The sequence below is a fragment of the Massilia solisilvae genome (assembly GCF_024753215.1).
Classification (GTDB): Bacteria; Pseudomonadota; Gammaproteobacteria; order Burkholderiales; family Burkholderiaceae_D; genus Telluria; species Telluria solisilvae.
Genome location: NZ_JANUGV010000005.1, coordinates 107,752 through 134,685, shown reverse-complemented (window position 1 = coordinate 134,685; position 26,934 = coordinate 107,752). Strand labels below are relative to the sequence as shown.

At 66.2% G+C, this 26,934-nt stretch carries 22 protein-coding genes; 10 read left to right on the top strand and 12 right to left on the bottom strand.

Annotated features, from left to right (window positions below; translation table 11 throughout):
• The first annotated feature begins 106 nt into the window (after window positions 1-106).
• The 4 genes from NX773_RS17355 to NX773_RS17340 all read left to right on the top strand — a co-directional run bounded on the left by NX773_RS17355 (window position 107) and on the right by NX773_RS17340 (window position 5,111).
• A complete protein-coding gene (locus NX773_RS17355) occupies window positions 107-1,891 on the top strand; it encodes a DUF885 domain-containing protein (protein ID WP_258857561.1) in 1,785 nt (594 codons plus the stop codon).
• Between the two features lie 102 nt (window positions 1,892-1,993).
• The gene (gene gshA, locus NX773_RS17350) at window positions 1,994-3,583 is read left to right on the top strand and encodes a glutamate--cysteine ligase (RefSeq protein WP_258857560.1); all 1,590 of its coding nucleotides are present in this window, start codon (window positions 1,994-1,996) and stop codon (window positions 3,581-3,583) included.
• An 18-nt stretch (window positions 3,584-3,601) separates the two neighbouring features.
• On the top strand, window positions 3,602-4,645 hold the full coding sequence (locus NX773_RS17345; protein WP_258857559.1) for a histone deacetylase family protein: 1,044 nt from the start codon (window positions 3,602-3,604) through the stop codon (window positions 4,643-4,645).
• 13 nt (window positions 4,646-4,658) lie between these two features.
• Window positions 4,659-5,111, top strand: a complete 453-nt coding sequence (locus tag NX773_RS17340; RefSeq protein ID WP_258857558.1) for a GNAT family N-acetyltransferase — start codon at window positions 4,659-4,661, stop codon at window positions 5,109-5,111.
• On the opposite strand, the gene NX773_RS17335 is transcribed toward NX773_RS17340, so the two are convergent.
• The 4 genes from NX773_RS17335 to NX773_RS17320 form a co-directional block, all read right to left on the bottom strand.
• Window positions 5,108-6,025, bottom strand: coding sequence for a DUF5996 family protein (locus tag NX773_RS17335; protein ID WP_258857557.1), 918 nt, complete (start codon window positions 6,023-6,025; stop codon window positions 5,108-5,110). The two genes, NX773_RS17340 and NX773_RS17335, sit on opposite strands and share 4 nt — an antisense overlap.
• 134 nt (window positions 6,026-6,159) lie before the next feature.
• The gene (locus tag NX773_RS17330) at window positions 6,160-7,461 is read right to left on the bottom strand and encodes an MFS family transporter (protein WP_258857556.1); all 1,302 of its coding nucleotides are present in this window, start codon (window positions 7,459-7,461) and stop codon (window positions 6,160-6,162) included.
• Between the two features lie 109 nt (window positions 7,462-7,570).
• Window positions 7,571-8,215, bottom strand: a complete 645-nt coding sequence (locus tag NX773_RS17325; RefSeq protein ID WP_258857732.1) for a CoA transferase subunit B — start codon at window positions 8,213-8,215, stop codon at window positions 7,571-7,573.
• Window positions 8,215-8,883, bottom strand: coding sequence for a 3-oxoacid CoA-transferase subunit A (locus NX773_RS17320; protein WP_258857555.1), 669 nt, complete (start codon window positions 8,881-8,883; stop codon window positions 8,215-8,217). Before NX773_RS17320 ends, NX773_RS17325 begins: the two co-directional genes overlap by 1 nt.
• A gap of 201 nt (window positions 8,884-9,084) precedes the next feature.
• Here NX773_RS17320 and NX773_RS17315 point away from each other — a divergent pair, with 201 nt between their 5' ends.
• The 3 genes from NX773_RS17315 (at window position 9,085) to NX773_RS17305 (ending at window position 12,600) form a co-directional block, all read left to right on the top strand.
• Window positions 9,085-9,891 carry an IclR family transcriptional regulator domain-containing protein gene (locus tag NX773_RS17315; protein ID WP_258857554.1) on the top strand — a complete coding sequence of 269 codons (807 nt, stop codon included), beginning with the start codon at window positions 9,085-9,087 and terminating at the stop codon, window positions 9,889-9,891.
• Window positions 9,892-10,012: 121 nt separating this feature from the next.
• Window positions 10,013-11,932 (top strand): DUF262 domain-containing protein, encoded by a 1,920-nt coding sequence (locus NX773_RS17310; RefSeq protein ID WP_258857553.1) that lies wholly within the window; start codon window positions 10,013-10,015, stop codon window positions 11,930-11,932.
• Window positions 11,933-12,054: 122 nt separating this feature from the next.
• Window positions 12,055-12,600: a cytochrome b gene (locus NX773_RS17305; protein ID WP_258857552.1), complete on the top strand. Its 546-nt coding sequence runs from the start codon at window positions 12,055-12,057 to the stop codon at window positions 12,598-12,600.
• A 59-nt stretch (window positions 12,601-12,659) separates the two neighbouring features.
• Here the strand turns inward: NX773_RS17305 and NX773_RS17300 are convergent, their stop codons facing one another.
• The 3 genes from NX773_RS17300 to NX773_RS17290 all read right to left on the bottom strand — a co-directional run bounded on the left by NX773_RS17300 (window position 12,660) and on the right by NX773_RS17290 (window position 17,367).
• Window positions 12,660-13,106: an FKBP-type peptidyl-prolyl cis-trans isomerase gene (locus NX773_RS17300; RefSeq protein ID WP_258857551.1), complete on the bottom strand. Its 447-nt coding sequence runs from the start codon at window positions 13,104-13,106 to the stop codon at window positions 12,660-12,662.
• 103 nt (window positions 13,107-13,209) lie between these two features.
• Complete coding sequence (locus NX773_RS17295) at window positions 13,210-15,084, bottom strand: potassium transporter Kup (protein WP_258857550.1); 1,875 nt, start codon at window positions 15,082-15,084, stop codon at window positions 13,210-13,212.
• Window positions 15,085-15,171: 87 nt separating this feature from the next.
• Entirely contained in the window at window positions 15,172-17,367 is a 2,196-nt protein-coding gene (locus NX773_RS17290) for an HzsA-related protein (protein WP_258857549.1), read from the bottom strand.
• 75 nt (window positions 17,368-17,442) lie between these two features.
• Here NX773_RS17290 and NX773_RS17285 point away from each other — a divergent pair, with 75 nt between their 5' ends.
• The 3 genes from NX773_RS17285 to ettA all read left to right on the top strand — a co-directional run bounded on the left by NX773_RS17285 (window position 17,443) and on the right by ettA (window position 21,746).
• Entirely contained in the window at window positions 17,443-19,026 is a 1,584-nt protein-coding gene (locus NX773_RS17285) for an SMP-30/gluconolactonase/LRE family protein (RefSeq protein ID WP_258857548.1), read from the top strand.
• A gap of 95 nt (window positions 19,027-19,121) precedes the next feature.
• A complete protein-coding gene (rarD, locus tag NX773_RS17280) occupies window positions 19,122-20,009 on the top strand; it encodes an EamA family transporter RarD (protein ID WP_258857547.1) in 888 nt (295 codons plus the stop codon).
• Window positions 20,010-20,078: 69 nt separating this feature from the next.
• Entirely contained in the window at window positions 20,079-21,746 is a 1,668-nt protein-coding gene (gene ettA, locus NX773_RS17275; protein WP_258857546.1) for an energy-dependent translational throttle protein EttA, read from the top strand.
• Between the two features lie 23 nt (window positions 21,747-21,769).
• Here ettA and nadC read toward each other — a convergent pair whose 3' ends face one another.
• From nadC to NX773_RS17250, 5 genes are all read right to left on the bottom strand, one after another.
• On the bottom strand, window positions 21,770-22,648 hold the full coding sequence (nadC, locus tag NX773_RS17270; protein WP_258857545.1) for a carboxylating nicotinate-nucleotide diphosphorylase: 879 nt from the start codon (window positions 22,646-22,648) through the stop codon (window positions 21,770-21,772).
• Window positions 22,649-22,709: 61 nt separating this feature from the next.
• Window positions 22,710-23,882: an acyl-CoA dehydrogenase family protein gene (locus tag NX773_RS17265; protein WP_258857544.1), complete on the bottom strand. Its 1,173-nt coding sequence runs from the start codon at window positions 23,880-23,882 to the stop codon at window positions 22,710-22,712.
• Window positions 23,883-23,979: 97 nt separating this feature from the next.
• Window positions 23,980-24,882, bottom strand: a complete 903-nt coding sequence (locus NX773_RS17260; protein ID WP_258857543.1) for a VOC family protein — start codon at window positions 24,880-24,882, stop codon at window positions 23,980-23,982.
• 84 nt (window positions 24,883-24,966) lie between these two features.
• A complete protein-coding gene (locus NX773_RS17255; RefSeq protein ID WP_258857542.1) occupies window positions 24,967-25,821 on the bottom strand; it encodes an alpha/beta fold hydrolase in 855 nt (284 codons plus the stop codon).
• A 267-nt stretch (window positions 25,822-26,088) separates the two neighbouring features.
• A complete protein-coding gene (locus NX773_RS17250; protein ID WP_258857541.1) occupies window positions 26,089-26,793 on the bottom strand; it encodes a TetR/AcrR family transcriptional regulator in 705 nt (234 codons plus the stop codon).
• Between the last annotated feature and the right edge of the window lie 141 nt (window positions 26,794-26,934).

Here is a 26,934-nt window from a genome sequence, read left to right as displayed (position 1 = left end):
GTCGCGCCGCCGGGCAAGCGCCAGGACGACCTGCCTGGCCGCTCTCCCCTGCGCGCCCGAAATTGCGCCTTTGATAAACTTTCCGATCCACGCCCAGACCCATCGCATGCGCAGACTGTTTGCCATCCTCGCCATCTACGCACCGCTTGCGGCAGCCGCCGACAGCGCGGCGGACCAGGCGCACGCGCTGTTCGAGCGCGACTGGCAATGGCGCCTGCGCCACCAGCCCGAGCTGGCCACAAGCGTCGGCGACCACCGCTTCGACGACAAGCTGGCCGACACCTCGTTAAATGGCCTGCGCGCGGCCACCGAGCACGAGCACCGCATGTTCGACGCCATCAAGGCCATCGACCGCGACCAGCTCGCCGGCCAGGACCGCATCTCCTACGACCTGTTCCTGGACGACAAGGAGCGCAAGCTCGCCGCCGCCGCCTTCTACCCGTTCGATCCCTACCCCATCACGGCGCAGAACGGCCTGCACATCCGCCTGCCGCAACTGGTCGCGCAAATGCAGTTCGCGGACGAGGACGACTATCGCAACTACATCGCGCGCCTGCAGGCGCTGCCGCGCCACGTGGACGGCCTGATCGAGCAGATGCGCTACGGGATGCGCAACGGCTGGGTCGCGCCCAAGGTCGTGATGCAGCCGCTGCCCGCGCTGCTGCGCGCGATGCGCGAGCACCTGGCCGACGGCCCGCTGGGCTCACCGCTGCGCGCGCTGCCGGCCACGATCGACAAGGACGTGCGCGAACAGCTGGCCGCGAGCGGCAGCGCCGCCCTGGCCGACAGCGCCGCGCCCGCGCTGCAACGCCTGGAGGAGTTCGTGCGCACCGAGTACCTGCCGGCCGCGCGCGACGCGATCGCCGCATCCAGCCTGCCGGGCGGCGCGGCCTGGTATGCCTTCGTGGTGCGTGGCGCGACCACGACCAACATGAGCCCCGCCGAGATCAACGCGCTCGGCCTGAAGGAAGTGGCGCGCCTGCGCGGCGAGATCGTGGCGGCGATCCCGCGCACCGGCTTCAGGGGCAGCTTCGAACAGTTCGCCGCGTTCGCGCGCAGCGACCCACGCCTGTTCTACGTTGATCCCGAGGCGCTGCTGGCACGCTATCGGCGCACGCTCGAACGCGCCCAGGCGCGCCTGCCCGACCTGTTCGCCACCGTGCCCAAGGAAGACATCGTGGTCAAGCCGATCCAGGGCGCCGGGGCCGAGCAGCAGCCGGGCGCCTACTACGAGGCCGGCGGCCCCGGGCGGGTGGCGGCGCTGGTGGTGAACACCTCGCGCCTGAACACGCGGCCGATGTGGGAGGTGGACACCCTCACCCTGCACGAAGGCGTGCCGGGCCACCACGTGCAGGTCGCGCGCGCGCACGAGATCGAGGGCCTGCCCGCGTTTCGCCGCTACGCCTGGTACGTAGCCTTCGGCGAAGGCTGGGCGCTGTATGCGGAGAGCCTGGGCCCGCAACTGGGCCTGTACAAGGACCCGTTCTCCAGCTTCGGCCACCTGAACGACGAATTGTTTCGCGCGGTGCGGCTGGTGGTGGACACCGGCATCCATGCGCTGGGCTGGTCGCGCCAGCAGGCGATCGACTACATGAACGCGAACACGGCCAACCCGCCGGCCGACAACGAGGCCGAGGTCGATCGCTACATCGCCCAGCCGGGGCAGGCGCTGGGCTACAAGATCGGTCAGCTGCGCATCCTGGCGCTGCGCGAGAAGGCCCAGGCGGCGTTGGGTCCGCGCTTTGACCTGAAGCGCTTCCACAACGCGGTGATCGACAACGGAGCGCTGCCGCTGGCGGTGCTCGAGCGCGAAATCGAGCGCTGGATCGGCCAGGAGAGCGCGCCCAAAGCGGAGACGCCGAAGCCGGCGCCGGCCCATCCACCGGGCTAACATTTTGTCAAGATTGTGAACTTGAGGGGTGCCCGACGCAGCCGGCGATTTTCGGTTACTCTTGGCGCCACTGATTAGGCAGTAAAAGAAAGGAAACATCCCGTGTCGAACCAACTGACCCGCCGCCTGGCCCTGCTTGACGACGATGCACACCGCTCCCTGCTGGGCCAGGGCCTGCGCGGCATCGAACGCGAGACGTTGCGCGTCGACCAGCACGGCCACCTGGCGCACACCCCGCATCCGCTCGCACTCGGATCGGCGCTGACGCATCCGCAAATCACCACCGACTATGCCGAGGCGCTGCTCGAGTTCATCACGCCGGCGGAGCACGACATCGCGCTGACCCTGCACCGGCTCGACACGATCCACCGCTTCGCGTACGCGCGGCTGGGCGGCGAGCTGCTGTGGAGCCAGTCGATGCCGTGCGAGCTGCCGCCGGATTCCGACATCGAGATCGCCTGGTACGGCAAGTCGCACATCGGGATGCTCAAGCACGTGTACCGGCGCGGCCTGGCCCTGCGCTACGGGAAGGCGATGCAGTGCATCGCCGGCATCCACTACAACTATTCGCTGCCCGAAAAGCTGTGGCAGGTGCTGGCGGTGAACGAAGGCGTAATGGAAGAGCGGCGCTCGGCGCTGCGCGACTTCCAGTCCGAGAGCTACATCGCGACGATCCGCAACTTCCGCCGCCACAGCTGGCTGCTGATGTACCTGTTCGGCGCCTCGCCGGTGCTGAACAAGAGCTTCCTGCGCGACCGTCCGCACAACCTCGAGCCGCTGTCGGACGACACCCTGTACCTGCCGTACGCCACCAGCCTGCGCATGAGCGACCTGGGCTACCAGAACGACGCCCAGTCCGGCCTGCGCCCGCACGAAAACAGCCTGGAAAGCTACGTCACCTCGCTGATGGACGCGGTCAACCGCCCGTACGAGCCGTACGCGGCGCTCGGCACCAAGAAGGACGGCGAGTGGATTCAGCTGTCCACCAACGTGCTGCAGATCGAGAACGAATACTATTCGACGATCCGTCCCAAGCGCGTGATCCGCACCGGCGAGCGCCCGGTGCAGGCGCTGTGCCGCCGCGGCGTGCAGTACATCGAGGTGCGCTGCATGGACGTCGATCCGTTCGAGCCGGTCGGCATCTCGCTGGAGGCCGGCCGCTTCCTCGACGCCTTCCTGCTGTTCTGCGCGCTGGAAGAGAGCCCCTTCATCAGCGCGGCCGACGGCCAGGTCCACGCGTCCAACTTCGCGCGCACCGTCAAGGAAGGCCGCAAGCCGGGCCTGACGCTGACCAAAGACGGCAAGGAAGTGCCGCTGGTGGAATGGGCGATGGAACTGATCGAGCGCATCCGCCCGGTGGCCAAGCTGCTCGACACCCAGTTCGACGAGCCGGTGCACGAGGCCTCGCTGGCCGTGCAAAAGGCCAAGGTCGAGGACCCGTCCAAGACGCCGTCGGCACGCGTGCTGGACGAAGTGCGCGCGCTCGGCTCGGCCAACAAGTTCGGCCTGCAGCAAAGCCAGCTGCACGCGGCCTGGTTCCGCGAGACCGCGTTGATGCCGGCCGAGGAAGCGATGTTCCTCGAGATGGCGTCGGCCTCGCTGGCGGAGCAGGCGGTCATCGAACAGTCCGACACCGGCAGCTTCGACGACTTTGTCGCCAAATACAACAGCAGTACACTATGCGGCGAATAATCACGCCGCGAGGATGACTTGCTCACCTTTTTCAACGAACACCACGCCCAGCACCGGCCGCGCCTGGAAATCCACCGGGGCGAGCTGGTGCCGTGTTCGGAGAAGCCCGAGCGGGCCAGCCTGGTGCTGGCCGAATTCGAGCGGCGCGGCCTTGGCCGCATCGTCACGCCGCATGGCGTGCCGCTGGTCTCGCTCGAACGCATCCACACGCCGCGCTACCTGCACTTTTTGCGCAATGCGTGGAGCGAGTGGACTGCGCTGGACCCCGCCAACGCCGACAAGGACGCCTTTCCCGCCGTCTGGCCGGTGCGCACGCTGCGCGACGACATCGAGCCCGACAACTTCTGCGCCCGCCTGGGCCTGTACTCGATGGACAGCGGCACGCCGCTGTCGGCCGGCACCTGGATCGCAGCCAAGACCGGGGCCGACTGCGCGGTCAACGCCGCGCACGCGCTGCGCCTGGGCGAGCGCTCCACGTTCGCGCTCACGCGCCCGCCCGGGCACCATGCCGGCGCCGATTTCTTCGGCGGGTACTGCTTCCTGAACAACGCCGCGCTGGCGGCCCAGCACCTGCTGGACGATGGCGCGGCGCGCGTGGCGATCCTCGACATCGACTACCACCACGGCAACGGCACCCAAAGCATCTTCTACCGCCGCAACGACGTCTTGTTCGTGTCGGTCCACGGCGACCCTCGCACCGAATACCCGTTCTACCTCGGGCATGCGGACGAAACCGGCGAAGGCGAGGGCCTGGGCTACAACATGAACGTGCCGCTGCCGGCCGGCGCCAGCACCGCGCAGTGGTTCGCAGCGCTGGAGACGGCCTGCATCAAGATCAATGCATACGGGGCGGATGCGCTGGTCGTCTCGCTTGGCGTGGACGGCTTTGCCGGCGACCCGGCGTCGCGCGTGGCGTTGTCCACGAGCGACTTCCTGCGCATCGGCGAGCGCATCGCCCACCTCGGGCTGCCGACGGCCTTCATGATGGAGGGCGGCAGCGCGATCGCGGAACTTGGCATCAACACCGTCAACGTGCTCGAAGGCTTCGAGACGGCGGCCTGACAACGGAAAACACATGATCGAATGGCAGTGGCGCAGCTTCCACGAACTGACCAACGTGGAACTGTATGAGGTGCTGGCGCAGCGCCAGCAGGTGTTCGTGCTCGAACAGCAGTGCTTTTATAACGACTTCGACGGCCTGGACATCGGCGCGCACCACCTGCTTGGCTGGCGCACGGACGATGGCAGGCGTGAACTGGCGGCCTACCTGCGCGTGCTGGCGCCGGGCGCCAAATACGACGAGATGTCGATCGGCCGCGTGCTGACCACCCAGGCCGCGCGCGGCACCGGTGCCGGGCGCGCGCTGCTGGCGCGCGGGATCGAGTGCGCAGAGCGCCTGCATCCGGGACACCGCATCAAGATCGGCGCTCAGCAGTACCTCGAAAAGTTCTACCAGAGCTTCGGCTTCCAGACGATCTCCGAACCGTACGACGAGGACGGGATCATGCACATCGACATGCTGCGCTAGCGGGGCACGCCCTCGAGCTCGGCGCGGTTCCAGTTGGCCAGCCTGGCCGCAGCCTCATAGGTGCTCTGACAAAATTCCATCAGCATGTCGTCGGGCGACGGCGCCTCGCGCACCGCTTCGTAGGGCAGCACGAATTCGCGCAGCTGCGGGTGGAAATAGGCAGCGGCCGGCGCGATGGCCGCATCGGCAAAGCCCGCCGGCTCCGGGTAGGCATACGAATAGAACACCGGCTCGGGCAAGGCAGGGCCGCCCGGCCAGAAGCCGCAGCTGCTCACTTCCTGCGAATAGGCTTCGCGCGCGACCCAGTCCGGCAGGTGCGGCACGCCGCCGGGATGCGGCGGCGCGCGCCGTCCCGAAAAGCGCGTGACCGCCAGGTCGAAGCTGCCCCAGAAGAAGTGCACCGGGCTGCACTTGCCGCGAAAACCGGCCCGAAAGCGCCCGAACACCCGCTGCGCGTGCAGCATCGCCTGCCAGCAGCGGTTGGCGTAGTCGCCGTCGTAAGCCCTGTGCACGTGGTCCTGGTCGCACGGGATCGCGTCCGGGATCTCGTTGGGCATCGGCCGGATTTTGACGGGTAGCCCGAGCTCGTCGAGCGTGAACAGCAAGTCGCGATAGAAATGCGCGACCGGCTGCGGCCGCAGCGGCAGCAGGCGCGTGGCCCCGTCCGCGGTCTCGATGCGCAAGACGTGGTCGATGAAATCGAAATCGATCTGGAAGCTGCGCAGGCCGTATGGCACCGGCAGCGTGCTCATGCCGCGCGCGGTAAGGAACAAGGTCACGTGCCAGGAATGGTTCGTCCACGGCATGAGGCCCAGCTTGACCTTGCCGACGACCTGCGTCCACAAATGCAGGGTCGCCAGCGTGTCCTTCCACTGGCTGTATGGCAGCGCCGGCCATTCGTCCATCATGTGCATGATGCGCCCTCCTTACCTGCTTTGACCGGAAAGCGCGGCCATCATCGGCCGCACACCGACAAAAAAAACGGGTGCCGCCACGAAGGCGACACCCGCAGGAGAGATTGGTTGCGGCGCGCACCGCGCCGCTGGCGTTATTTCAGCAGGCCCGACTTGCCCGGGTCGGGCATCTTGAACGCGACCACGAAGGCCAGCGCGCACATGCCGCTCACGTACCAGTAGAAGTTCTGTTCCATGCCGGCCGACTTGAACCACAGCGCCACGTACTCGGCCGAGCCGCCGAAGATCGCGTTGGCGACCGCGTACGACAGGCCCACGCCCAGCGCGCGCACTTCGATCGGGAACATCTCGGCCTTGATCAGGCCGCTGATCGAGGTGTACAGGCTGACGATGGCCAGCGCGCCGATGATGAGCAGGCAGGCGGTGACCGGGCTCTGCACCCCGCGCAGCGCAAAGAAGATCGGCGCGGTGCAAACGGTGGCCAGGCCGCCGAACCACAGCATGGACGCGCGCCGGCCGATGCGGTCGGACAGCAGGCCGAACAGCGGTTGCATGGCCGCGTACGCCAGCAGCGCGACGGTCATCGTGGCGCTCGCGGTTTCCTTGGTCATGCCCACCGTGTTGACCAGGTACTTTTGCATGTAGGTGGTGAACGCGTAGAAGATCAGCGAGCCGCCTGCGGTGAAGCCGAGCACTGTGACGAATGCGCGCTTGTGCTGCAGCAGCGTGCTGATGCGGCCGGCGCCCTTGCTCTTGCGGGTCTCCTCGGTGGTGGTTTCGTGCAGCGAGCTGCGCAGGTACAGCGAGACCACCGCGGTGGCCGCGCCGATCGCGAACGGGATGCGCCAGCCGTAGGCCTTGAGCTCGGCCTCGGTCAGGATCTGCTGCAGGGTCACCAGCACCAGCAGCGCCACCAGCTGGCCGCCGATCAGCGTGACGTACTGGAACGACGCGTAAAAGCCCTTCTTGCCGGACTGGGCGACCTCGGACATGTAGGTCGCGCTGGTGCCGTACTCGCCGCCGACCGACAGGCCCTGGAACAGGCGCGCGATGAGCAGCAGCAGCGGTGCCGCGTTGCCGATCTGGTTATAGGTCGGCAGCACGGCGATGAGCAGCGAGCCGCCGCACATCATCAGCACCGAGATCAGCATCGATTTGCGGCGGCCGTAGCGGTCGCCGATGCGGCCGAACAGCCAGCCGCCGACGGGACGCATCAGGAAGCCGGCGGCGAAGATGCCGGCGGTGTTGAGCAGCTGCGAGGTCGGATCGCCCTTGGGGAAGAACTGCGACGAGAAGTACAGCGCGCAGAACGAGTAGATGTAGAAGTCGAACCACTCGACCAGGTTGCCCGACGATGCGCCGACGATTGCAAACACGCGCTGCGCGGGCGTGAGCTCCTGCGTGGTTTTCTGGGGGGTGTTGTCTTGCCTTGCCATTCCTGTCTCCGGATACTTGTTTTGAAAAATGTCGAGGCGGGCTCAGGCTTGCCCTGCGCGCGCGCACGTCGTACGCAGCGTGTGGCGCCTGCCACCGCGCTGCAATGCCTTACAAGGCTTCATAAGCGAGCGGCACGCCGGTCATGCGCTGCAGTTCGTCCAGGCCCAAGCCCTCGACCATCTCGCGCACCACCATGCCGCGCGCGGTCACGTCGATGACTGCCAGGTCGGTGTAGATGCGGCTCACGCAGCCCACCCCGGTCAGCGGATAGGTGCACTCGGCGACGATCTTGCTGGCGCCGTCCTTGGTCAGGTGCTCCATCATCACGAACACGCGCTTGGCGCCGATCGCCAGGTCCATGGCGCCGCCCACCGCCGGAATCGCGTCCGGCGCGCCGGTGTGCCAATTGGCCAGGTCACCGCGCGCCGAGACCTGGAAGGCGCCCAGCACGCAGATGTCCAGGTGCCCGCCGCGCATCATCGCGAACGAGTCGGCGTGGTGGAAATAGGCGCCCCCAGGCAGCAGCGTCACCGGCTGCTTGCCGGCGTTGATCAGGTCTTCGTCTTCCTGGCCCGGCGCGGGCGGCGGGCCCATGCCGAGCAGGCCGTTCTCGCTGTGCAGGAAGATGTCCAGGCCGGCCGGCAGGTGTTTGGTCACCATGGTCGGCAGGCCGATGCCCAGGTTGACGTAGGCGCCTTCGGGGATGTCGCGCGCCACGCGGGCGGCGATCTGGTCGCGGGTCAGGCGCTGCATCATGCCGCTCCCTGCAGCACCACGCGCTGCACGAAAATACCCGGGGTGACGATCGCCTCGGGATCGAGCTGCCCCAGTTCCACCACTTCGTTCACCTGCGCGATCGCACAGCGCGCGGCCATGGCCATGATCGGCCCGAAGTTGCGGGCGGTCTTGCGATAGGTGAGGTTGCCCCAGCGGTCGCCGCGATGCGCCTTGATGAGCGCGAAGTCGGCGTGGATCGGGGTCTCGAACACATAGTGCTTGCCGTCGATGACGCGCGTCTCCTTGCCCTCGGCCAGGCGGGTGCCGTAGCCGGTGGGCGTGAAGAAGCCGCCGATGCCGGCGCCGGCGGCGCGGATGCGCTCGGCCAGGTTGCCCTGCGGGGTCAGCTCCAGCTCGACCTCGCCGGCGCGGTACAGCGCATCGAACACCTGCGAATCGGCCTGGCGCGGGAACGAGCAGATGATCTTGCGCACGCGGCGCGCCCTGAGCAGCGCGGCCAGGCCCGTCTCGCCGTTGCCGGCGTTGTTGTTGACGATGGTGAGATCGCGCGCGCCCTGGGCGATCAGGGCGTCGATGAGCTCGGCCGGCTGGCCGGCGGTGCCGAAACCGCCGATCAGCACGGTGGCGCCGTCATGCACGCCGGCGACCGCCGCTTCGAGCGACGGGGAAAGCTTGTTAATCACTGGGGACCTCCGGCCCCGCGGCGCGCAGTCATGCTGTGGGGCGGGACGTCTGTTGACACTGTTCGGTGATCGCACTATTGTTCGATCGCAGAACCATTTGTGCCAAAGTTTAGAAGCCGCACGATTGAAGCGTCAAGACGGACGCAACAAATTGTGTTCGATTGTCGAACGCAATTTGACAGTTTGATTCCTGAGGAGAATATGAACAGCGCAGATCCCAGTACCGACGGCAAGGCCGAGGACGAGCAGCCGCACAACGACCCCAACTTCATGACCTCGCTGGCGCGCGGGCTGGCGGTGCTGCAGGCCTTCAGCGACCAGCGCCGCAGCCTGACGATGGCGCAAATCAGCCACCGCACGGGCATTCCGCGCGCTTCGGTGCGGCGCTGCCTGCATACCTTGATGGAACTTGGCTACGCCGAGGTGGACGGCAATCACTACGCGCTCAAGCCCAAGGTGCTCACGCTCGGCTACTCCTACCTGTCCTCGACGCCGCTCACGGTCTCGGCCCACCCCTACCTGAACCAGGTCAGCCGCACGCTCAGCGAATCGTGTTCGCTCGCCGTGCTGCAGGACGACGAGGTGCTGTATGTGGGGCGTTCGGCGGCCTCGCGCATCATGTCGGTTTCGCTCACCACCGGCAGCCGGCTGCCGGCCTACTGCACCTCGCTGGGCCGCGTGCTGCTGGCACACCTGCCGCCCGAGCAGCTGGACGCCTACTTCGAGCGCGTGCCGCTCAAGGCGATGACCGACCGCACGGTGGTGTCGCAGGCGCGCCTGCGCGAGATCCTGGCCGGGGTGCGCGAACAGGGCTACGCAATGGTCGAGGAAGAGCTCGAAGTCGGCCTGCGTTCGATCGCCGTGCCGGTGCGCGGCGCCAGCGGCAATGTGCTGGCGGCGCTCAACGTCGGCGCGCACGCGGCGCGGGTGTCGAACCGCAAGATGCTCGATCAGTTCCTGCCGGTGCTGCAGAAGGGCGCGCAGGAGCTGTCGATCCTGCTGCCGTAATGCTGCTCACCCGATAAAGGCGGGCGTAGCCGTCAAATTCGAAGTTTCCCCGATGATAAAATCTGGGGATTGGCACCGCGATCTGGTCCAAATAAAAAAAGAATATCCTGAAGGAGAAACCGTGGATTCGGAGCGCACCTCAGTCCATCAGCTGTTCAGGCCTGAACGGCAATATTGTGTCCCTTTCTACCAGCGAGCCTATGTGTGGAGCCTGAAGGACCAATGGGCGCGGCTATGGTGGGACATCCAGCAAAAAGCCGAAGCAAGACTGGAGCAGCTCGAACCCACGCCACACTTCATGGGCGCGGTGGTGCTGGAGCCCCAGGAGCGCAAAAAGCTGATCGGCGTGGAAAAAGCGCACATCATCGATGGCCAACAGCGGATTACGACCTTGCAGTTCACGCTGGCCGCACTGGCCATTGTGCTGAGAAACCTCGACCATACGAACCTGCTTCCTCCGGTCGAGGCTTGCCTGAGGAATTCCGACCTGCGCAACATGCGCGACAAGGAGATCGAGCCATTCAAGGTATGGCCGACATTTTATGATCGCGCCGCCTACCGCCGCGCCATCGTGGCAAGCTCGCTGGGCGACCTGAGGCGAGACTTTCCCAATCACTTTACCCAGCAGGGGCAGCTCAAGAAAATCGGGATCAACCACCCGCCGGCACTGGCGGCGATCTGGTTTTTCGCGACCGAGATGACGGCCTGGCTGAAGGCAAATGGCGCTAGTGACATCTCGGCAGCCGAGGCCCTGGTCGAGGCCTTGCTGGAAGACCTGGTCGTCATTTCGATCACGCTGGACGAGCAAGACGACGCCCAGGTGATTTTCGAGACCCTGAACGGCCATGGCGTCGAACTGACCGCCACGGACCTGATCCGTAACTACGTGTTCCTGCGAGCCGAAGCCGAGGGCGCCGCCGCGGACCAGCTCTACGAAACGCTGTGGAACCGGTATGAGGATGACTCATGGAAGGCGACCGAACGCCGGGGCCGTCTCAATCGCCCGCGAGTGGAATGGTTCGTGCAAACCGTGTTGCAGGCCGAGCTCAGGGATGAGGTAGACCAGGGCCGCATTTACGCGGAATACCAGCGGTTCGCCGTCGCCAGCAAGCTGACAGCGGCGGATCAGTTAAAGACGCTGTCGGCTTATGCCGACCATTATCAGGCGCTGCTCGATGGCGACGCCAGGACGCCGATCGGCCGTTATGGCAAGCGTTTCAAGGAGTGGGACGCAAGCACCACCTACGTGCTTGCGATCGCAATCGCCCGCTCCGGTTATGACGAGGCGAGTCAGGACGCCATGTTTTCCATTCTTGGATCCTATCTCGTACGGCGCGCGGTGTGCGGGCTGACGAACAAGAACTACAACAAGATATTCCTCCAGGTGCTGAAAAACCTGAAGGGCGCGCCATTGACTCCGGAAAGCCTGCGGACGACGCTGGAGGAGTTCGGTGGCACGGCAACCCGTTGGCCGCGGGACGAGGAATTCAGGCACGGCTTCCTGAATAACGCGCTCTACCCGGGCTGCCTCGACGCGCCAAAAACCCGGTCGATTCTGGTCGAACTCGAAAATGCCCTGCGCACCGAACGCTCCGAAGAACCGGTCTTTGTGTCGGCAGGCAGCCTGGACATCGACCACATGCTGCCGCAGAGCTGGTCCGAACATTGGCCGCTCGCCGACGGAAGTTTTGCAAGCGACGACGAATTGGCGGACATAAGATCAGGCTACCTCCATCCGGAAGCCCGCACCCCGAGGCAAATCGCGCTGCAAAACCGCGAGGCAGCGATCCCGACGATCGGCAACCTGACGCTGCTGCATTACGGGACAAACCGCGCCGCGAAGAATTACAAATTCGACGTCAAGCACAAGCTATTCCTGACCAATACCAACCTCCACCTGAACAGGGCAATGTTGACGGCCAGTGCCTGGGACGAAGGAACGATCAGGCAGCGCGCCGAGGCGTTGTACGCCGCGGCGACGACCTTATGGCCCGCCCCCCAAGCGGCTGAAGCGCAAAAACCAGCGGCCGCGCAGGACTGAGCGCGACCGGGCGCCCGAACGTGGCGACCAGGCCCGCCCTGCGGCGGGCCCTGCCACGGCGTTTGAACTGCCAGCCGGGATCATCCATAATGGAATTTTTGTTTCGTTTGGAGAAAAACAACATGTCGGCGACCCAAGACTCACCTACCAGCTACGGCTCGGTCTCGCGCTTCAACCACTGGCTGGGCGCACTGCTGGTGCTGGCACTGCTTGCGATCGGCCTGTACTTCGAGGACATGCCCAAGGGCGACGCGCGCAAGTTCTGGCGCGGCCTGCACATCGCCATCGGCGCGTTCGCCTCGCTGTTCCTGCTGTGGCGCGTGTACTGGCGCGTGAGCTCGACGTCGCCGCAAGAGCTGCCGCAGCAGCCGGCGCTGCAGAAGTTCGCGCGGGTCGTGCACGTGCTGCTGCTGGTGGGGATCGCGGTGCTGGCAATTACCGGGCCGCTGATCATCTGGAGCACGGGCCGCGCAATTCCGGTTTTCGACCTGCTCAGCATCCCGAGCCCGTTCCCGGAGTTCCGCGCCCTGCATGAGCCGCTCGAAGAGGTCCACGGCTTCACCGCCGATGCGATGCTGTTCCTGATCGGCTTTCACCTGCTGGGCGTGATCAAGCACCAGTTCATCGACCGCGACGGCATCCTCAAACGCATGTCCGGCCGCGCATAAGGGGGCGCAGGCGAAAAAAAACCGGGGTTGCGTCCCCGGTTTTTTTATGCGCCGCGCGCTTACTGCGCGCTGACCAGTTCGATGTCGAACACCAGCCCCGAACCGCCCGGGATGCCCGACGTGCCCGAGGCGCCATAGCCCAGGCTGGACGGGATCAGCACGGTGCGCTTGCCGCCCACCTTCATGCCCAGCACGGCCTGCTCGAAGCCAGGGATGACCGAGTTGGTGCCCAGCTTGAACGAGAAGGTGCCGGTGTCGAACTGCGTCCCCTTGTTGTTGGTCGCGCTGGTGCTGTACAGCCAGCCGGTGTACTTCACCGTGACCGTCATCCCGGTGGCGGCGGTGGCGCCGGTGCCCACCACGGAATCGGTGTAGCTCAGTTGCGCCGGGCTGGCGACGGCGGTGCTGCCGCTCGGGCTGGTGCCCGACGAGCTGCCGCCACCGCCGCACGCGGTCAGGCCCAGCACGGCGACGAAGGCGGCGATCAGGGGATACTTCAGTTTCATGGACGATCCTTGGCGTTGAAAAGGTAAGAAAGAATGCGGAACAAAATCCGCACACTACCCGAGCCCGGCGGCAGGAGGTGTCCGGATTTTGTAAGCCTTTGTATCAGATCTCGACTTGCGTGCCGAGCTCGATGACACGGTTGGCGGGGATCTGGTAGTAGTCGGCGGCGGCGCGCGCGTTGCGCGACATGGCGATGTACAGGTGTTCGCGCCACGGCGCCATGCCGCGGCCCGGCACCGAGATTACGGTCTGGCGCGCGATGAAGAACGACGTCTCCATCGGCTCGAACTTCAGGCCCTGCTGCTCGCACAGGCCCAGCACCGTCGGGATGTTCGGCTCGTCCTTGAAGCCGTAGCAGACGTTGAGCTGGTAGCAGTTGTGCCCCAGCGGAATGATGGTCACCTGCTCGCTGGGCGGCACGAACGGCTCTTCGCGGATGTGCACGGTCAGGAAGGCAACGCGCTCGTGCAGCACCTTGTTGTGCGACAGGTTGTGCAAGAGCGCGTGCGGCACGCCGTCGCTTTCGCCGCGCAGGAAGATGGCGGTGCCGGGCACGCGCACCGGCGGGGCCACGAACAGCGACTGCAAGAAATCGTCCAGCGGGATCGCGTGCTGCTGCAAGTTCTCGAACACCAGCTCGCGGCCGCGCTTCCAGGTCATCATGATGGTGAACATCACAGTGCCGAGCAGCAGCGGGAACCAGCCGCCGTGGAAGAACTTCAAACTGCTGGCCGAGACCAGCGCCAGGTCCATGGTGATGAAGAAGGCGGTTGCGCCCAGCGACAGCACCAGCGGCAGGCTCCAGCGGTAACGGATCACGAAGAAGGTCAGGAAGGTGGTGGCCAGCATCGTGCAGGTCACGGCAATGCCGTAGGCGCCGGCCAGCTTTTCCGACGAGCCGAAGCCGATCACCGCCAGCAACACCACGCCGCACTGCAGCCAGTTCACCGCCGGCATGTAGATCTGGCCGATCTCGCTCACCGATGTGTGCAGCACGCGCATGCGCGGCAGCAGCCCGAGCGCGATGGCCTGGCGCGTCATCGAATAGCTGCCCGAGATCGTGGCCTGGGACGCGATCACCGCCGCCACCGTGGACAGCACCACCAGCGGATACACGCTCCACGCGCCGAGCTGGTGGAAGAACGGGTTCTCGATCGCTTCGGGCTGCGCCATCAAGAGCGCGCCCTGGCCCATGTAGTTCAGCGCAAGCGCCGGGAACACCACCATGAACCAGGCGACCCGGATCGGCTTTTTGCCGAAGTGGCCCATGTCGGCGTACAGCGCCTCGGCGCCGGTGAACGCCAGCACCACCGCGCCCAGCGCGACGAAGCCCACGAAGCGATTCTCGAGCAGGAACGCGAACGCATGCAGCGGATTGAGGGCAGCGAGCACCTGCGGCGCGGCCACGATATTGATGACGCCCATGATCGCCAGCGCGGCGAACCAGATCATCATGATCGGGCCGAACCAGCGGCCGATGCCCGCCGTGCCGTGCCGCTGCAGCGAATACAGGATCACCAGCACGACGATGGTGAGCGGCACCACGTAGCGCGACAGCGCCGGCGTGGCCACTTCCAGGCCCTCGATCGCGCCCAGCACCGAGATCGCCGGCGTAATCACGCTGTCGCCGTAGAACATGGTGGCGCCCAGCACGCCGATCAGCATCAGCGGGAACTGCCAGCTCGACTTGCGCACCGAGCTCAAGGCCAGCGCCATCAGCGCCATGATGCCGCCCTCGCCACGGTTATCGGCGCGCAGCACCAGCGAAACGTACTTGAGCGCGACGATCATGGTCAGCCCCCAGAAAATCAGGGAGATCACGCCCACCAGGTTGAATTCGTTCAGTGCCAGTCCATGCACCGGATCGAAGATGGTCTTGAGTGTGTACAGCGGGCTGGTGCCGATGTCGCCGTACACGATGCCGACTGCCGCCAGGGTCAGCGCGGCGACGCTGCTTTTCTTGTGTTGCGAAGCCAAAATTTCACCGTCTTGTCGTTTTGGTGCGTTGCACAATATGCCACATTATGGAACTTTGCAAGTGGTGTTTCAAATACGCAAATACCCCTACTGTGACTGTTGTTTCCACCATGAAAGCAAGCGCCGCAGCGCCTCGGGTTTGGTCACCGGCGGCGGCCGTCCGGCCTGGTCGCGCACATTGACGCCGTGGCACGATGCGCACACGCGCATTTCACCGGCCTGGAAGGTGATCCAGTTGCGCTCGCGCACCACCGGCTCGCCGGACGGATCGGTGGTCTGCCAGCTCAGTGCGCGCCGCGCGGGCACGAACGCAGCGGTGGAGCCGTCGGGCGCAATCTGCACGCTGCCGTCCGGTCCGCCGGGGTTGGCCGGCAGCCGTCCGGTGTGCATGGGCTGCGCGATCACGCGGCGGCCGGGGCGGCCCGGATAGGCGCGCAGCTGCTCGCCCTCGAACAACTGGAAATGCGCGATGTCGTACACCCTGCCGCCTGGCGCGCTGTTCGAGAGCGTGCGCACGCCGCCGGGCACGCGCAAATTGAACGGCTGTTGCAAGTCTGCCCGATCACGGCTGGTCTGGTCGCGCGTTACGATCAGGGCAAGGTCGTGACGCACCAGCCAGCTGCGCAGCGCTTCTTCGCTGACGTGTTGTTCGGCCAGCACGGCGCGCTCCGGCGCTTCCAGTCCAGCCTGCGCGCGCATGGGCCGCGGCCGGGGCCGCACCTCGACCGCCTCCAGCTCCCACAGCTCGCCCGACCAGCTGCGCGGGCCCGCCGCCGACGTCCATCGCAAGGTCTTCCTGATGCCGGCAGTGAGCGGCCTGCCGGCCCGGTACAGGCCAGTGGCGCCGGGTTCGAGCCACACCAGCCGCAAGCCGGACAGGCCAGGCGCACCGGCTGCGAGCCGCTCGTCGCCAGTGTGGCTGGCCACCAGCGAGCCATCCGACAGCGGCAAGGGGTTGCGAAAGCGCCCGCCGGGCAGCGCGTCGCCCGGGTCGCCCGGCGTGACCGGATCGACCTGCATCTGCTCGCCGTTCAGGCCAGGATCGGCGCCAAGGCGCACCAGCTGCCCGGTGCCGAAGGTGCCACGGTCGCGCGCGGCGACGGCGAAGTAGGCGCCGGGGTGGCGCGGGTCCTCGCGCAGCTGCAGCAGGCCGCCCTCGCGGCGAATGCTGGTGCGGTTGGCGTGCAGCGTGTCCACGGTGCGGTTGGACAGCGCCGGGTCGTCGCGAAAGCTCGGGGTCAGGTAGCCGAAGGCCAGTTCGTGCTGGCCCACGTGGTTCAGGGTCTCCTCGCCGCTGCCATCCTCGTTCATCTGCCACACCGTGAAGAAGTTGTTGGTGAACGCATTCACCCAGCCATATTTGCCCTCGCTGCCGGAGCGCGATTCGGGAAACACCTCGGTGCGCGCCGGCAGCGGTATCGCGCCAGCCGCCTCGCCGGCATAGTTGAATGACCTGAAGGGCAGTGCCACCCCATTCTTCGCGGCGTCGCGGTCGCGCTGCGCCAGCTGGTCCTGCTGCAGGTGGTCCCAGCGCGTGAACACCACCCGCCCGTAGCTGTCCACGATGGGGCTGAAGGCGCCGCTGGGCGCATGGTTCAGGATGCGCAGCACGCCGCTTGCGCGGTCAAGGCTCCAGATGCCGGTAGTGGTGGGCGTGGCTTCGTACTCGTCCAGCTGGGGGTACAGGTGCGCAAGGCCGGCGCGCGGGCGGTCCGAGGTGAACAGGACGCGGCCATCGGTGGCGTACAGCGGCGAGACGTTGTTGGCGTTGGCCGGCTGGCCGGGCAAGCGCGCGATGTGCGCGCGCTCGCCCTTGGCCAGGCCGGTTACCTCGTACAGCTGCCAGAACGCGTGCCCGTCCCCCGCCACCATCGAAAACAACGCGCGCTTGCCGTCCCAGTCCACCGACGGCTCGCGCACCGCGATCGCGTTTGCGCCTTGCGCGCCGTCCGTGCCGAAGCCCGCTTCCTGGGTGAGATTGCGCAGGCTGCCGTCCGGGTAGCGCAGCATCAGGTCGCCGCCGCGCGGCGCCGCGTCCAGCGCCGGCAGGTGGTTGGCAAAGACCGACAGCCGCGCCGCGTCGTCGGTAGCGACCGGCGCCTGGGTCACGAACAGAATCGGATAGCTGGCGGGTGCGCGGTCGCCGTTGACGGTGGCCACAGGCGCCGCCGCGACGTGCGCAAGCGGCGCGCGCGCGCTCGCCGCGCCATGGCTGTCCTTGTCGCAGCCGGCGACGGCGACGAGCAGCGCCAGCAATGCAATGCGAATAGGGACGATAGCCATGGGTTTGCAATTTCATACAAGTTTAGCCCAGCAATAGTACATACTTGAAACTTTCCGGCACAGCAGGAGAAGCTCATGCATCTGGCCCAGAAAACAAACGGCAGGTTCGTACTGGCGGCGGCGGCGCTGGCTGGCGCGCTGCTGGTCGCTTGCGGCGGCGGTGGCGGCGGCAGCGGCACGACGGTGGTGACGGAACCGCCACCGGTCGTGCTGCCGCCCGTCAACGGCCCGGCGTGGCTGGGATTCGGCGCCGACGCACAGCACACGGCCGTGGCCCAGATTGCGACGCAGGACCTGGCGCGCATCCGCTGGCGCACGGCGGTGGACATGGCCCCGCAGTACAGCCCGCAAGGCTATTTGCTGGTCCATTACGGCTCGCCGGCGATCACCAGCAAGAACACCGTGCTCGTTCCCGTCAAGCGCCTGAGCCAGGACGGCTATATGGTGCGGGCGGTGATCGGCTACACGGGCGAGCTGCTGTGGGAGATGCAGACCGACTACGTGATGCCGCCGCACCGCTGGACGCCGAGCTTCAACGTCACGCTCACCAGCGCCAACCGGATGATCGTGCCGGCGCTGGGCGGCCGCGTGCTGTACCGCGACAACCCGGACAGTGGCGGCGTGAGCGCGCAAAGCGCCGCGTTCTATGGCAACGCCGCGTATGACGCCAACAAGGCGGCGTTCGACGCCAACGTCTTCGTCAATACGCCGATCACGGCGGACAGCCAGGGCAACATCTATTTCGGCTTCACCGCGCTGCCGGGTGCGCCCGCGGGGCTCAGGGGCGGCGTGGCGCGCATCGGCGCGGACGGCAAGGGCAGCTGGGTCGCGGCCACCGTGCTCACCGGCGACGCCGAGATCGACAAGGCCGCGACGAACAGCGCGCCGGCACTGTCGCAGGACCAGAAGACGCTGTATGTGGCCGTCAACGGCCCCAGGGAAAAAGGCTACCTGCTGGCCCTGGACGCGGCCACGCTGACCTTGAAGAGCAAGGCCCTGCTGATCGACCCGCAGACCGCGCAATCGGCACGGGTGTCGGACGACAGCACCGCATCGCCCACCGTCGGCCCGGATGGCGACGTGTTCTTCGGCGTGCTCGAGACCACCTACGCCCAGCACAACGCGCGCGGCTGGCTGCTGCATTTCAACGCCGGCCTGACACAGACGAAGACGCCGGGCTCCTTCGGCTGGGACGACACGGCATCGATCGTGCCGGCCTCGATGGTGCCCGGCTACAAGGGAAGCTCGCAGTACCTGATCACCACCAAGTACAACAATTACGGCCGCGCCGGCAGCGGCGACTCAAAGAACAAGGTCGCGCTGCTCGACCCGAACGCGGCGCAGGCCGACTTCATCGCACCCGGCGTGCAGGTAATGAAGGAAGTGCTGACCATCCTCGGCGTGACGCCCGATCCGAACTACCCGGGCGGCGTGGTCGAGTGGTGCATCAACACGGCGGCGGTGGACCCGTTCACCAAGTCGATTCTGGTCAACAGCGAAGACGGCTGGCTGTACCGCTGGGACCTGACGACCAACACGCTGTCGCAAAAGGTGCGCCTGACCAGCGGGCTGGGCGAGTCGTACACGCCGACCGCCATCGGCGCGGACGGGACGGTGTATGCGATCAACAATGCGATGCTGTTCGCGGTCGGCAAATAGCCGGTCTGCCGATGGATTGTTGGGACCGGGCCGGTCCCGGCAAGCCCCGCCGTATTTTGGGATAATGTCCTCCCAGCAACCCACCGACGTTTCCCATGCAAACAGGCATCCTTTCCGCAGCCCTGGCGTTTCTCTGCTGGGGCCTGTTCCCCCTGTATTTCCGCGCGCTTGGCGAAGTGCCGCCGGTACAAATCCTGGCGCACCGCATGGTGTGGTCGCTGCTGTTCCTGCTGATCGTGCTGGCCGTGCGGCGCCAGTGGGGCTGGCTGAGCCTGGTCAGGAAGCCCAAGGTGCTGGTGAGCTTCATCGCCTCTGCCTTCTTCCTGTCCGCGAACTGGGGTATTTACATCTGGGCCGTCACCAGCGGCCATGTGATCGAATCCTCGCTCGGCTACTTCATCAACCCGCTGGTCAACATCATGTTCGGCTCGCTGCTGCTGAAGGAACGCCTGCGCCCGCAGCAATGGGGCGCGATCGCGATCGCGGCGCTGGGGGTGGCCTGGCTGACCTGGCAGGCCGGCACGCTGCCGTGGATTGCCCTGCTGCTGGCTTCCACCTTCGGCATCTACGGCCTGCTGCGCAAGACCGCCGCACTGGGCGCGCTGGAAGGGCTGTCGTTCGAGACCATGGTACTGTTCCCGCTCGCGCTGGCGTACCTGGTATGGCTGACGCTGCACGGCCAGAACGTGTTCCTCAACACCAGTTCGGACCTGACGCGCGTGCTGCTGGTCGCCGCCGGGCCGACCACCGCGATCCCGCTGCTGCTGTTCGCGTCCGGCGCGCGCCAGATCCCGCTGTCGGTGCTGGGGCTGCTGCAATACCTGTCGCCGACCCTGCAGTTCCTGCTGGGCGTACTGATGTTCCATGAGCACTTCGACTCGGGCAAGCTGGTCGGCTTCGCGCTGATCTGGAGCGCGCTGGCGCTGTTCGCGGCCGAGGGGCTGCTCCGGCGCACCCAGCCGGCCGCCGCCAACAAGGCTTGAGCAGAAAAACGGCTGGTGCCGCCTATTCTGTCGTATCCTGTCGTCCTCATTTCACCTACAAGTTAAAGAATGGCCAACTACGTCTATACAATGAATCGCGTGGGCAAGATCGTCCCGCCGAAACGCCAGATCCTGAAAGACATTTCGCTGTCGTTCTTCCCCGGCGCAAAAATTGGCGTGCTGGGCCTGAACGGTTCGGGCAAATCGAGCCTGCTCAAGATCATGGCCGGCATCGACACCGACATCCAGGGCGAAGCGCGCCCGATGCCGGGCCTGTCGATCGGCTACCTGCCGCAGGAACCGCAGCTCGATCCGGAAAAGACTGTGCGCCAGGAAGTCGAGTCGGGCCTGGGCGAAGCGTTCGAAGCGCAAGCCAAGCTGGAAGCCGTGTACGCCGCCTATGCCGAACCGGACGCCGACTTCGACGCGCTGGCCAAGGAGCAGGAGCGGCTGGAAGCGATCATTGCCGCCGCCGATGGCGGCAACCTGAACCTGCAGCTGGAAATGGCTGCCGACGCGCTGCGCCTGCCGCCGTGGGACGCGAAGATCGGCGTGCTGTCCGGCGGTGAAAAGCGCCGCGTGGCGCTGTGCAAGCTGCTGCTCTCCAAGCCGGACATGCTGCTGCTGGACGAGCCGACCAACCACCTGGACGCCGAATCGGTCGAGTGGCTGGAGCAGTTCCTGCTGCGCTTCCCGGGCACCGTGGTGGGTATCACCCACGACCGCTACTTCCTCGACAACGCCGCCGAATGGATCCTGGAACTGGACCGCGGCCACGGCATTCCGTGGAAGGGCAACTACTCGTCGTGGCTGGAGCAAAAGGAAGACCGCCTGAAGCAGGAAGAAGCGCACGAGTCGGCACGCCAGAAGGCGCTGGCCAAGGAACTGGAGTGGGCGCGCCAGAACCCGAAGGCACGCCAGGCCAAGTCCAAGGCACGCCTGGCGCGCTTTAACGAGCTGTCCGAATACGAATACCAGAAGCGCAACGAGACCCAGGAGATCTTCATCCCCGTCGCCGAGCGCCTGGGCAACGACGTCATCGAATTCAAGAACGTGACCAAAGCCTTCGGCGACCGCCTGCTGATCGACAACCTGTCGTTCACCGTGCCGCCGGGCGCGATCGTCGGCATCATCGGCCCCAACGGCGCCGGTAAATCGACCCTGTTCAAGATGATTGCCGGGATCGAGCAGCCGGACAGCGGCGAAGTCCACATCGGCCAGACCGCCAAGATCTCGCTGGTGGACCAGTCGCGCGACGCGCTGTCGGACAACAAGACCGTGTTCGAGGACGTGACCGGCGGCGCCGACGTGCTGCAGGTGGGGCGTTTCGAGATGCCGTCGCGCGCCTACCTGGGCCGCTTCAACTTCAAGGGCGCGGACCAGCAGAAGCAGGTGGGCAACCTGTCCGGCGGCGAACGCGGCCGCCTGCACCTGGCCAAGACCCTGCTCAAGGGCGGCAACGTGCTGCTGCTGGACGAACCGTCCAACGACCTGGACGTGGAAACCCTGCGCGCGCTGGAAGACGCACTGCTCGAGTTCGCGGGCAGCGTGATGGTGATCTCGCACGACCGCTGGTTCCTCGACCGCATCGCCACCCACATCCTGGCGTTCGAAGGCAACTCGCAGGTGACCTTCTTCAACGGTAACTATCAGGAGTACGAAGCCGACAAGAAGGCCCGCCTGGGCGAAGAAGGCGCCAAGCCGAAGCGTATCCGCTACAAGCCGCTGCACGGCTAAGCGCGGCGGGCGAGCGCGGCGGCTCAGGCAGGCAAGGCGGGCGAATGCGCCCCCTGCACCGGCGCCGCCGCGAAACGCATCGAAAAATCAATCGCGCGGATGTCCTTGATCAGGGCGCCCACCGAAATGCGATCGACCCCGGTTGCGGCCAGCTCGGGCAAGCGCGCCAGGGTCACGCCACCGGAGATCTCCAGGCTGCAGCGCCCGGCCGCCAGGCGCACGGCCTGGCGAATCCGTTCCAGTGGCATGTTGTCGAGCAGCACCATCTTGACCCCGGCACTCAGGGCTTCCTCGAGCTGGCCCAGGGTTTCGACTTCCACCTGGATGAAGCTGGCCTGCTGGCCGCAGTGCAAGGCTGCCGCATAGGCCGCGGTCAGGCTGCCGGCGGCGGCGATGTGGTTTTCCTTGATCAGGATGGCGTCATGCAGGCCCATGCGGTGGTTCCTGCCGCCGCCGCAGCGCACCGCATACTTTTGCGCCACGCGCAGGCCGGGAATGGTCTTGCGCGTGTCGAGTATCGCCGCTCCCGTTCCGGCCACGGCCTGCACATGGCGCGCCGTATTGGTCGCCACCGCGCTCAGCGTCTGCAGGAAATTCAGGCAGGTGCGCTCGGCCGTCAGCAAGTCGCGCGCGTTGCCACTGATCTCGACAACGACCTGGTTGGGCGTGCAGCGCCCGCCCTCGGCGACGCGCCACTGCGCCAGGGCCGAGGGCGCGACCTGCCTGAGCGTTTCCATGACCCAGGGTTGGCCGCAGAGCACGGCGTCCTCGCGGCAGACGATCGTGGCGCACGCGGTTTGCCGGGCCGGCACCAGGGCCGCGGTCAGGTCGCCGCTGCCGACGTCTTCCTCGAGAGCGCGCCGGACATCGGCCTGGACCTGTTGAACGAATTGTTGATCCATTGAGGTAAGCATTGGAATGGTTGCCGGGGGCGCCGGCGGCGCCCCCGGACCGGCCTGCCGGTCAGATGACCACGCCGCGCGGAACCGGAATGCCGTAGAGCGAACCGGCGAAGGCCGCATAGACCGGATCGTCGACGTTGCAGGCGTGCCCCATGGCCACCGACAAGTCGCGCCAGCAGCGCTGGATCGGGTTGGTGACGCGGCTGGCGTTGCCGCCGGCGTGCTTGAACACCTCGGCGGCCGCCTCGGCGGCGCGGCGCACGGCGCGCACCTGGTTCACCCGGGCCTTGTATTTCATTTCCTTGGTCACCTTGCCGCCGGCCCGGACCAGCTGGTAAATCTCGCCGATCTCGCCCAGTACATGGTTGCGCGAGGCGTCGATGTCGGCCAGCGCGGCGCCGAGCGAGGCCATGTGGTACGGGTTCTGGGTCTGCTTCACGCCCATCCGGGTGACGCGCCCGCCGGTGTATTCCGCGAAGTGGTTGACCACGCCGGCGGCGATGCCCAGCGTGGCGGCCGTGATCGCGCCGGGGAAGAACAAATCGAACGGGATCTGGTACAACGGGCTGTCCGGGCGGTTGCGCGCGGCGTACACGCAATCGTTCAGGTCCTGCACGTTGTAGGTACGATACGCGGGGACGAAAACTTCCTTCACCAGCACGTCCTTGCTGCCGGTGCCGGACAGGCCCATCACGTTCCACGAGTCCTGCAGGATCTCGTAGTCGGCGCGCGGCAGCACGAAGTGGGTCAGCACGGTGAATTCGCCGGCCGGGCCGTGCTCGCTCTCGGCCAGTCCGCCCAGCACTGCCCACTTGCAGTGGTCGGTGCCCGACGAGAACGGCCATTGTCCGCTCAGGATGTAGCCGCCATCGACGCGGCGCGCCCGGCCGATCGGGGCGTACGGCGAAGCGGTCCAGGTGTCGTGGTCCTGGCCCCACACTTCTTCCTGCATGCGCGGGTCGCCCTGGCCGAACTGGAACGGGTGCACGCCCACCACCGAGCCGACCCAGCCCAGCGACGACGCCTTCGACGCCAGTTCAATCACGGCCTGGTAGAACTCGCGCGGATCGGCCTCGAAGCCGCCGTATTGCTTGGGCTGCAGCATGCGTACCATGCCGCTGTCGCGGATCAGTCTTGCGCCTTCGTCCGTCACGCGGCCCAGTTCGTTGCTCGGGACTTCTTCGTTGATGAAGCGATCGATGTTGCCAATGATGTTTTCTCGTACCGGATGCATGGTGCACTCCTCTTTCACGATGGATTCGTTGATGTTGTGAGTCACCCCCGGCTGCAGGCGCGGCCGGGGAAAATTCTTGCTTGCTGCGCAGGTGCGCTCAGCGCGCTGCCGGCTCGTTCAGCTTCAGGGCGGTCAGCTCCTTGTGCTGGCGCCGATGGCCCCAGCTGCTGGGCTTGTCGTAGGTGCGCGGCACCCAGAGATCGTGATCGACCTCCAGGCCGCCCCAGCCATATTCGAGGCGGAAGCCGGACGGCGTGTACATGTAGAACGAAATCATGTGGTCGTTGCTGTGCCGGCCCAAGGTGGTCGTGATGGGAATCGCACGCTGCTCGCACAGGTCGTGCGCATGGCCGACGTCGTCGAGCGAGTTCACCTCGACCATCAGGTGCAGGAACGCCACTTCGCGGTTCGGCAAGGCGCTGATCGCCAGCGAATGATGGCGCCCGTTGATGTGATAGAAATGCGCTTCGAGCGGGCCATCGCGCACCGTGTCCGAGGGGTGAAAACCCATCACCTCGCGGTAAAAGCGGTCGCCCTCGTCCAGGTCGGTGACTGCGAGCACCACGTGGCCCAGGCCCTGCTCGCCCGTGCGAAAGCCCGAGATCGGCCGCCCCGGTTGGAACGCCGCAACCGTGTGGTATTGGCCCCAGCTCAGCTCGTGGCGAAAGCCGGACGGATCCTTGAACCAGTAAAAGCCCTCGACCTTGCGCTGCGCGCATTCCGCGGCGTTGGCGCGGGTCGCTTCGATGCCATGGGCCACGACCCGGCCGGCGATGGCCTTCGCGGCGGCCTCGTCCTGCACGCTCCAGCCGATGTAGGCGATCGCGTTGTGCGGGCCCGGGTGGATCGTGATGCGGTGTGCCGCCTCGTCCAGCCTCAGGTGTACGGCGCCGTCCGGTCCGCGTCCGGCAAGTTGCACGCCCAGCACCTCGGGGCCGAAACTTTCCCACTCCTCATAGTGGGGGGAATTTACTCCAAGATAAGCAAGTGACTTGATCACCAGTGTCTCCCATTTTTATTGAGCCTAGGCTCTGGAATATTGATTCAACGACGGCGCCAGCCTGCCGGGGCGCCGGCCTGTCGCTCAGGCGGCCGCTTTGGCGGCGACCGGGTTGCCCTCGATGAAGGAATCGATCACGCGGTTAAACTCGTCGGTGTGTTCCAGCTGCACCCAGTGGCCGCAACGGTTGACGATGTAGGCGCGCGAGTTGGCGATGGTGCGGGCCAGCACCAGGGCCGAATTGAAATGAACCGTACGGTCGTCACGGCCGTGCATCAGCAGGGTCGGCGCCGTGATCGTGGCCACGCGCTGCGGGTCGAGCCTGACCATCGGCTTGCCGTGGCCGCTCTTCCAGCCTTCGATGTGGTCGGGACGCGCCAGCGCGGCCTGCACCCGTTCGGCCAGCAGTTCGTCGGTGACATGGCGGGTGTCGAACGCCATGCCTTCGACGAACTTGCGCATGGTCTCGATCGACGGGTTGAAGTAGGCCGCTTCGAGCGCCTTGACGCCTTCGCTCAGGCCGGCCGGATCGAAGATGCCCGGCACGCCTGCCGAGGAACCCATCGTGATCAGGTGCGATACCAGTTCCGGCCGCTCGTAGGCCAGGCGGATGCAGGACGAACCGCCCATCGAGTTGCCGACGAAAGCCGCCTGGCCGATGCCGAGGGCCTCGAGGAACTCCGCCAGCGCGCCGCTGTTGTCGCGCTTGTCGTAGGTGACCGCCTGCGACTTGCCCCAGCCGGGCAGGTCGATCGCCAGCACGCGGTACTTCCTGGCCAGCGTGGCGATATTGGGGTTGTAATTGCTCCAGGCCGATGCGCCCGGCCCGCCACCGTGCACGAGGACCAGCGGATGGCCCTGGCCCGCCTCGTGATAGTGGATGTCCCAGCTCTTGGTCCTGATTCGCTTGCTTGTGTTTTCTTCGGTCACGATCGCCACGTCTTCCTCCATTTCAGCATCAATATCGATAGCCCGCTCGGCGCATCGAGAGGTGTTTTCAATGTTTTCACCCCTGTCCTTGCTCTACATCATGGCAATGCCTGCGCCAGCGTGGTAACACATATTAGCTGAATGCCCGTTCTAGAATCAATATTTTATTTTTGACGAAGCAACAGCTGTCGTGCGGCTGCGGACGCGCGTTACCAGCTGCGGCAAGCTGCCGCGGGCGGGGGGAAGGAAGGCGGCGCCGCGACCGGCGCCGGGACGTCAGGCCTTGGCCAGCGCGGCCTTGCGGCGCTTGCGCGCCGGGCCGGAAGCGGCCGCGGTGGCTAGCTCCGCCTGGGCCTGCCCGACCAGGTGCACCAGGCTCGAGGCAAGCATCGGACGGAACGCCTGGATCGATTCGCCCGAGGCGCCAGCGATCGCGTTGCCGTCCTGCAGGGCCAGCGTAAAACCGCTCAGGCGTTCCGGCAGGTCGGGATCGTGCTCGAGCAGCGCCGGAGGGAGGATGTTGCGCCACCAGGACGCGATCTCGGCACGCTGCAACTGGCGGATCTTGAGGAAGCGCTCGCGCGCGACCTGCTCGCGCACCGATTTTTCCACCGCCAGGATGACGCCAAGGCGCCAGAAGTCGGCCGCGTCGTACTGGCGGCCGGCGCCGGTGGTGCCGAACACGCGCCCGATATGCTGTTCGAAGGTCTCGCCCGGCACGGGACGGTGGGATGACGCGACCTGGGCATGCCAGCGCTCGAAGCTGGTCTCGATCAGCGCGGCCAGCAGCAAGTCCTTGTTCTCGAAATGCCAGTACACGCTCCCCACCGGCAGCTCGGCCTTCTTGGCGACCTTGGCCATGGTCGCGCCGCTATACCCCTCGTCGCAGATGACCTCGAAGGCAGCGTCGAGGATGCGCTCGCGCGAGGCGGCGCTGGTGCGATGTTCTCCGGAACGGCGGGGACGGTTCGTGATGGACATGGTCGGGTGGGCGCTCGGCTGACAGCGAATAGAAATGATAAGACGGGATATTGCAAGAAAACTCACTGCAGGGCAAGGCTGCCGGCCAGCGGCGCCGGCGCGCTGGCGGCGCCGCGGCCCGCCCCTGCTGCGGCGGCGCAC

Coding starts and splice junctions, on each gene's coding strand:
- NX773_RS17355 (WP_258857561.1), top strand. CDS start 107: ATGCGCAGACTGTTTGCCATCCTCGCCATCTACGCACCGCTTGCGGCA.
- NX773_RS17340 (WP_258857558.1), top strand. CDS start 4,659: ATGATCGAATGGCAGTGGCGCAGCTTCCACGAACTGACCAACGTGGAA.
- NX773_RS17335 (WP_258857557.1), bottom strand. CDS start 6,025: ATGCACATGATGGACGAATGGCCGGCGCTGCCATACAGCCAGTGGAAG.
- NX773_RS17330 (WP_258857556.1), bottom strand. CDS start 7,461: ATGGCAAGGCAAGACAACACCCCCCAGAAAACCACGCAGGAGCTCACG.
- NX773_RS17325 (WP_258857732.1), bottom strand. CDS start 8,215: ATGCAGCGCCTGACCCGCGACCAGATCGCCGCCCGCGTGGCGCGCGAC.
- NX773_RS17315 (WP_258857554.1), top strand. CDS start 9,085: ATGAACAGCGCAGATCCCAGTACCGACGGCAAGGCCGAGGACGAGCAG.
- NX773_RS17305 (WP_258857552.1), top strand. CDS start 12,055: ATGTCGGCGACCCAAGACTCACCTACCAGCTACGGCTCGGTCTCGCGC.
- NX773_RS17300 (WP_258857551.1), bottom strand. CDS start 13,106: ATGAAACTGAAGTATCCCCTGATCGCCGCCTTCGTCGCCGTGCTGGGC.
- NX773_RS17290 (WP_258857549.1), bottom strand. CDS start 17,367: ATGGCTATCGTCCCTATTCGCATTGCATTGCTGGCGCTGCTCGTCGCC.
- NX773_RS17285 (WP_258857548.1), top strand. CDS start 17,443: ATGCATCTGGCCCAGAAAACAAACGGCAGGTTCGTACTGGCGGCGGCG.
- rarD (WP_258857547.1), top strand. CDS start 19,122: ATGCAAACAGGCATCCTTTCCGCAGCCCTGGCGTTTCTCTGCTGGGGC.
- ettA (WP_258857546.1), top strand. CDS start 20,079: ATGGCCAACTACGTCTATACAATGAATCGCGTGGGCAAGATCGTCCCG.
- nadC (WP_258857545.1), bottom strand. CDS start 22,648: ATGGATCAACAATTCGTTCAACAGGTCCAGGCCGATGTCCGGCGCGCT.
- NX773_RS17265 (WP_258857544.1), bottom strand. CDS start 23,882: ATGCATCCGGTACGAGAAAACATCATTGGCAACATCGATCGCTTCATC.
- NX773_RS17250 (WP_258857541.1), bottom strand. CDS start 26,793: ATGTCCATCACGAACCGTCCCCGCCGTTCCGGAGAACATCGCACCAGC.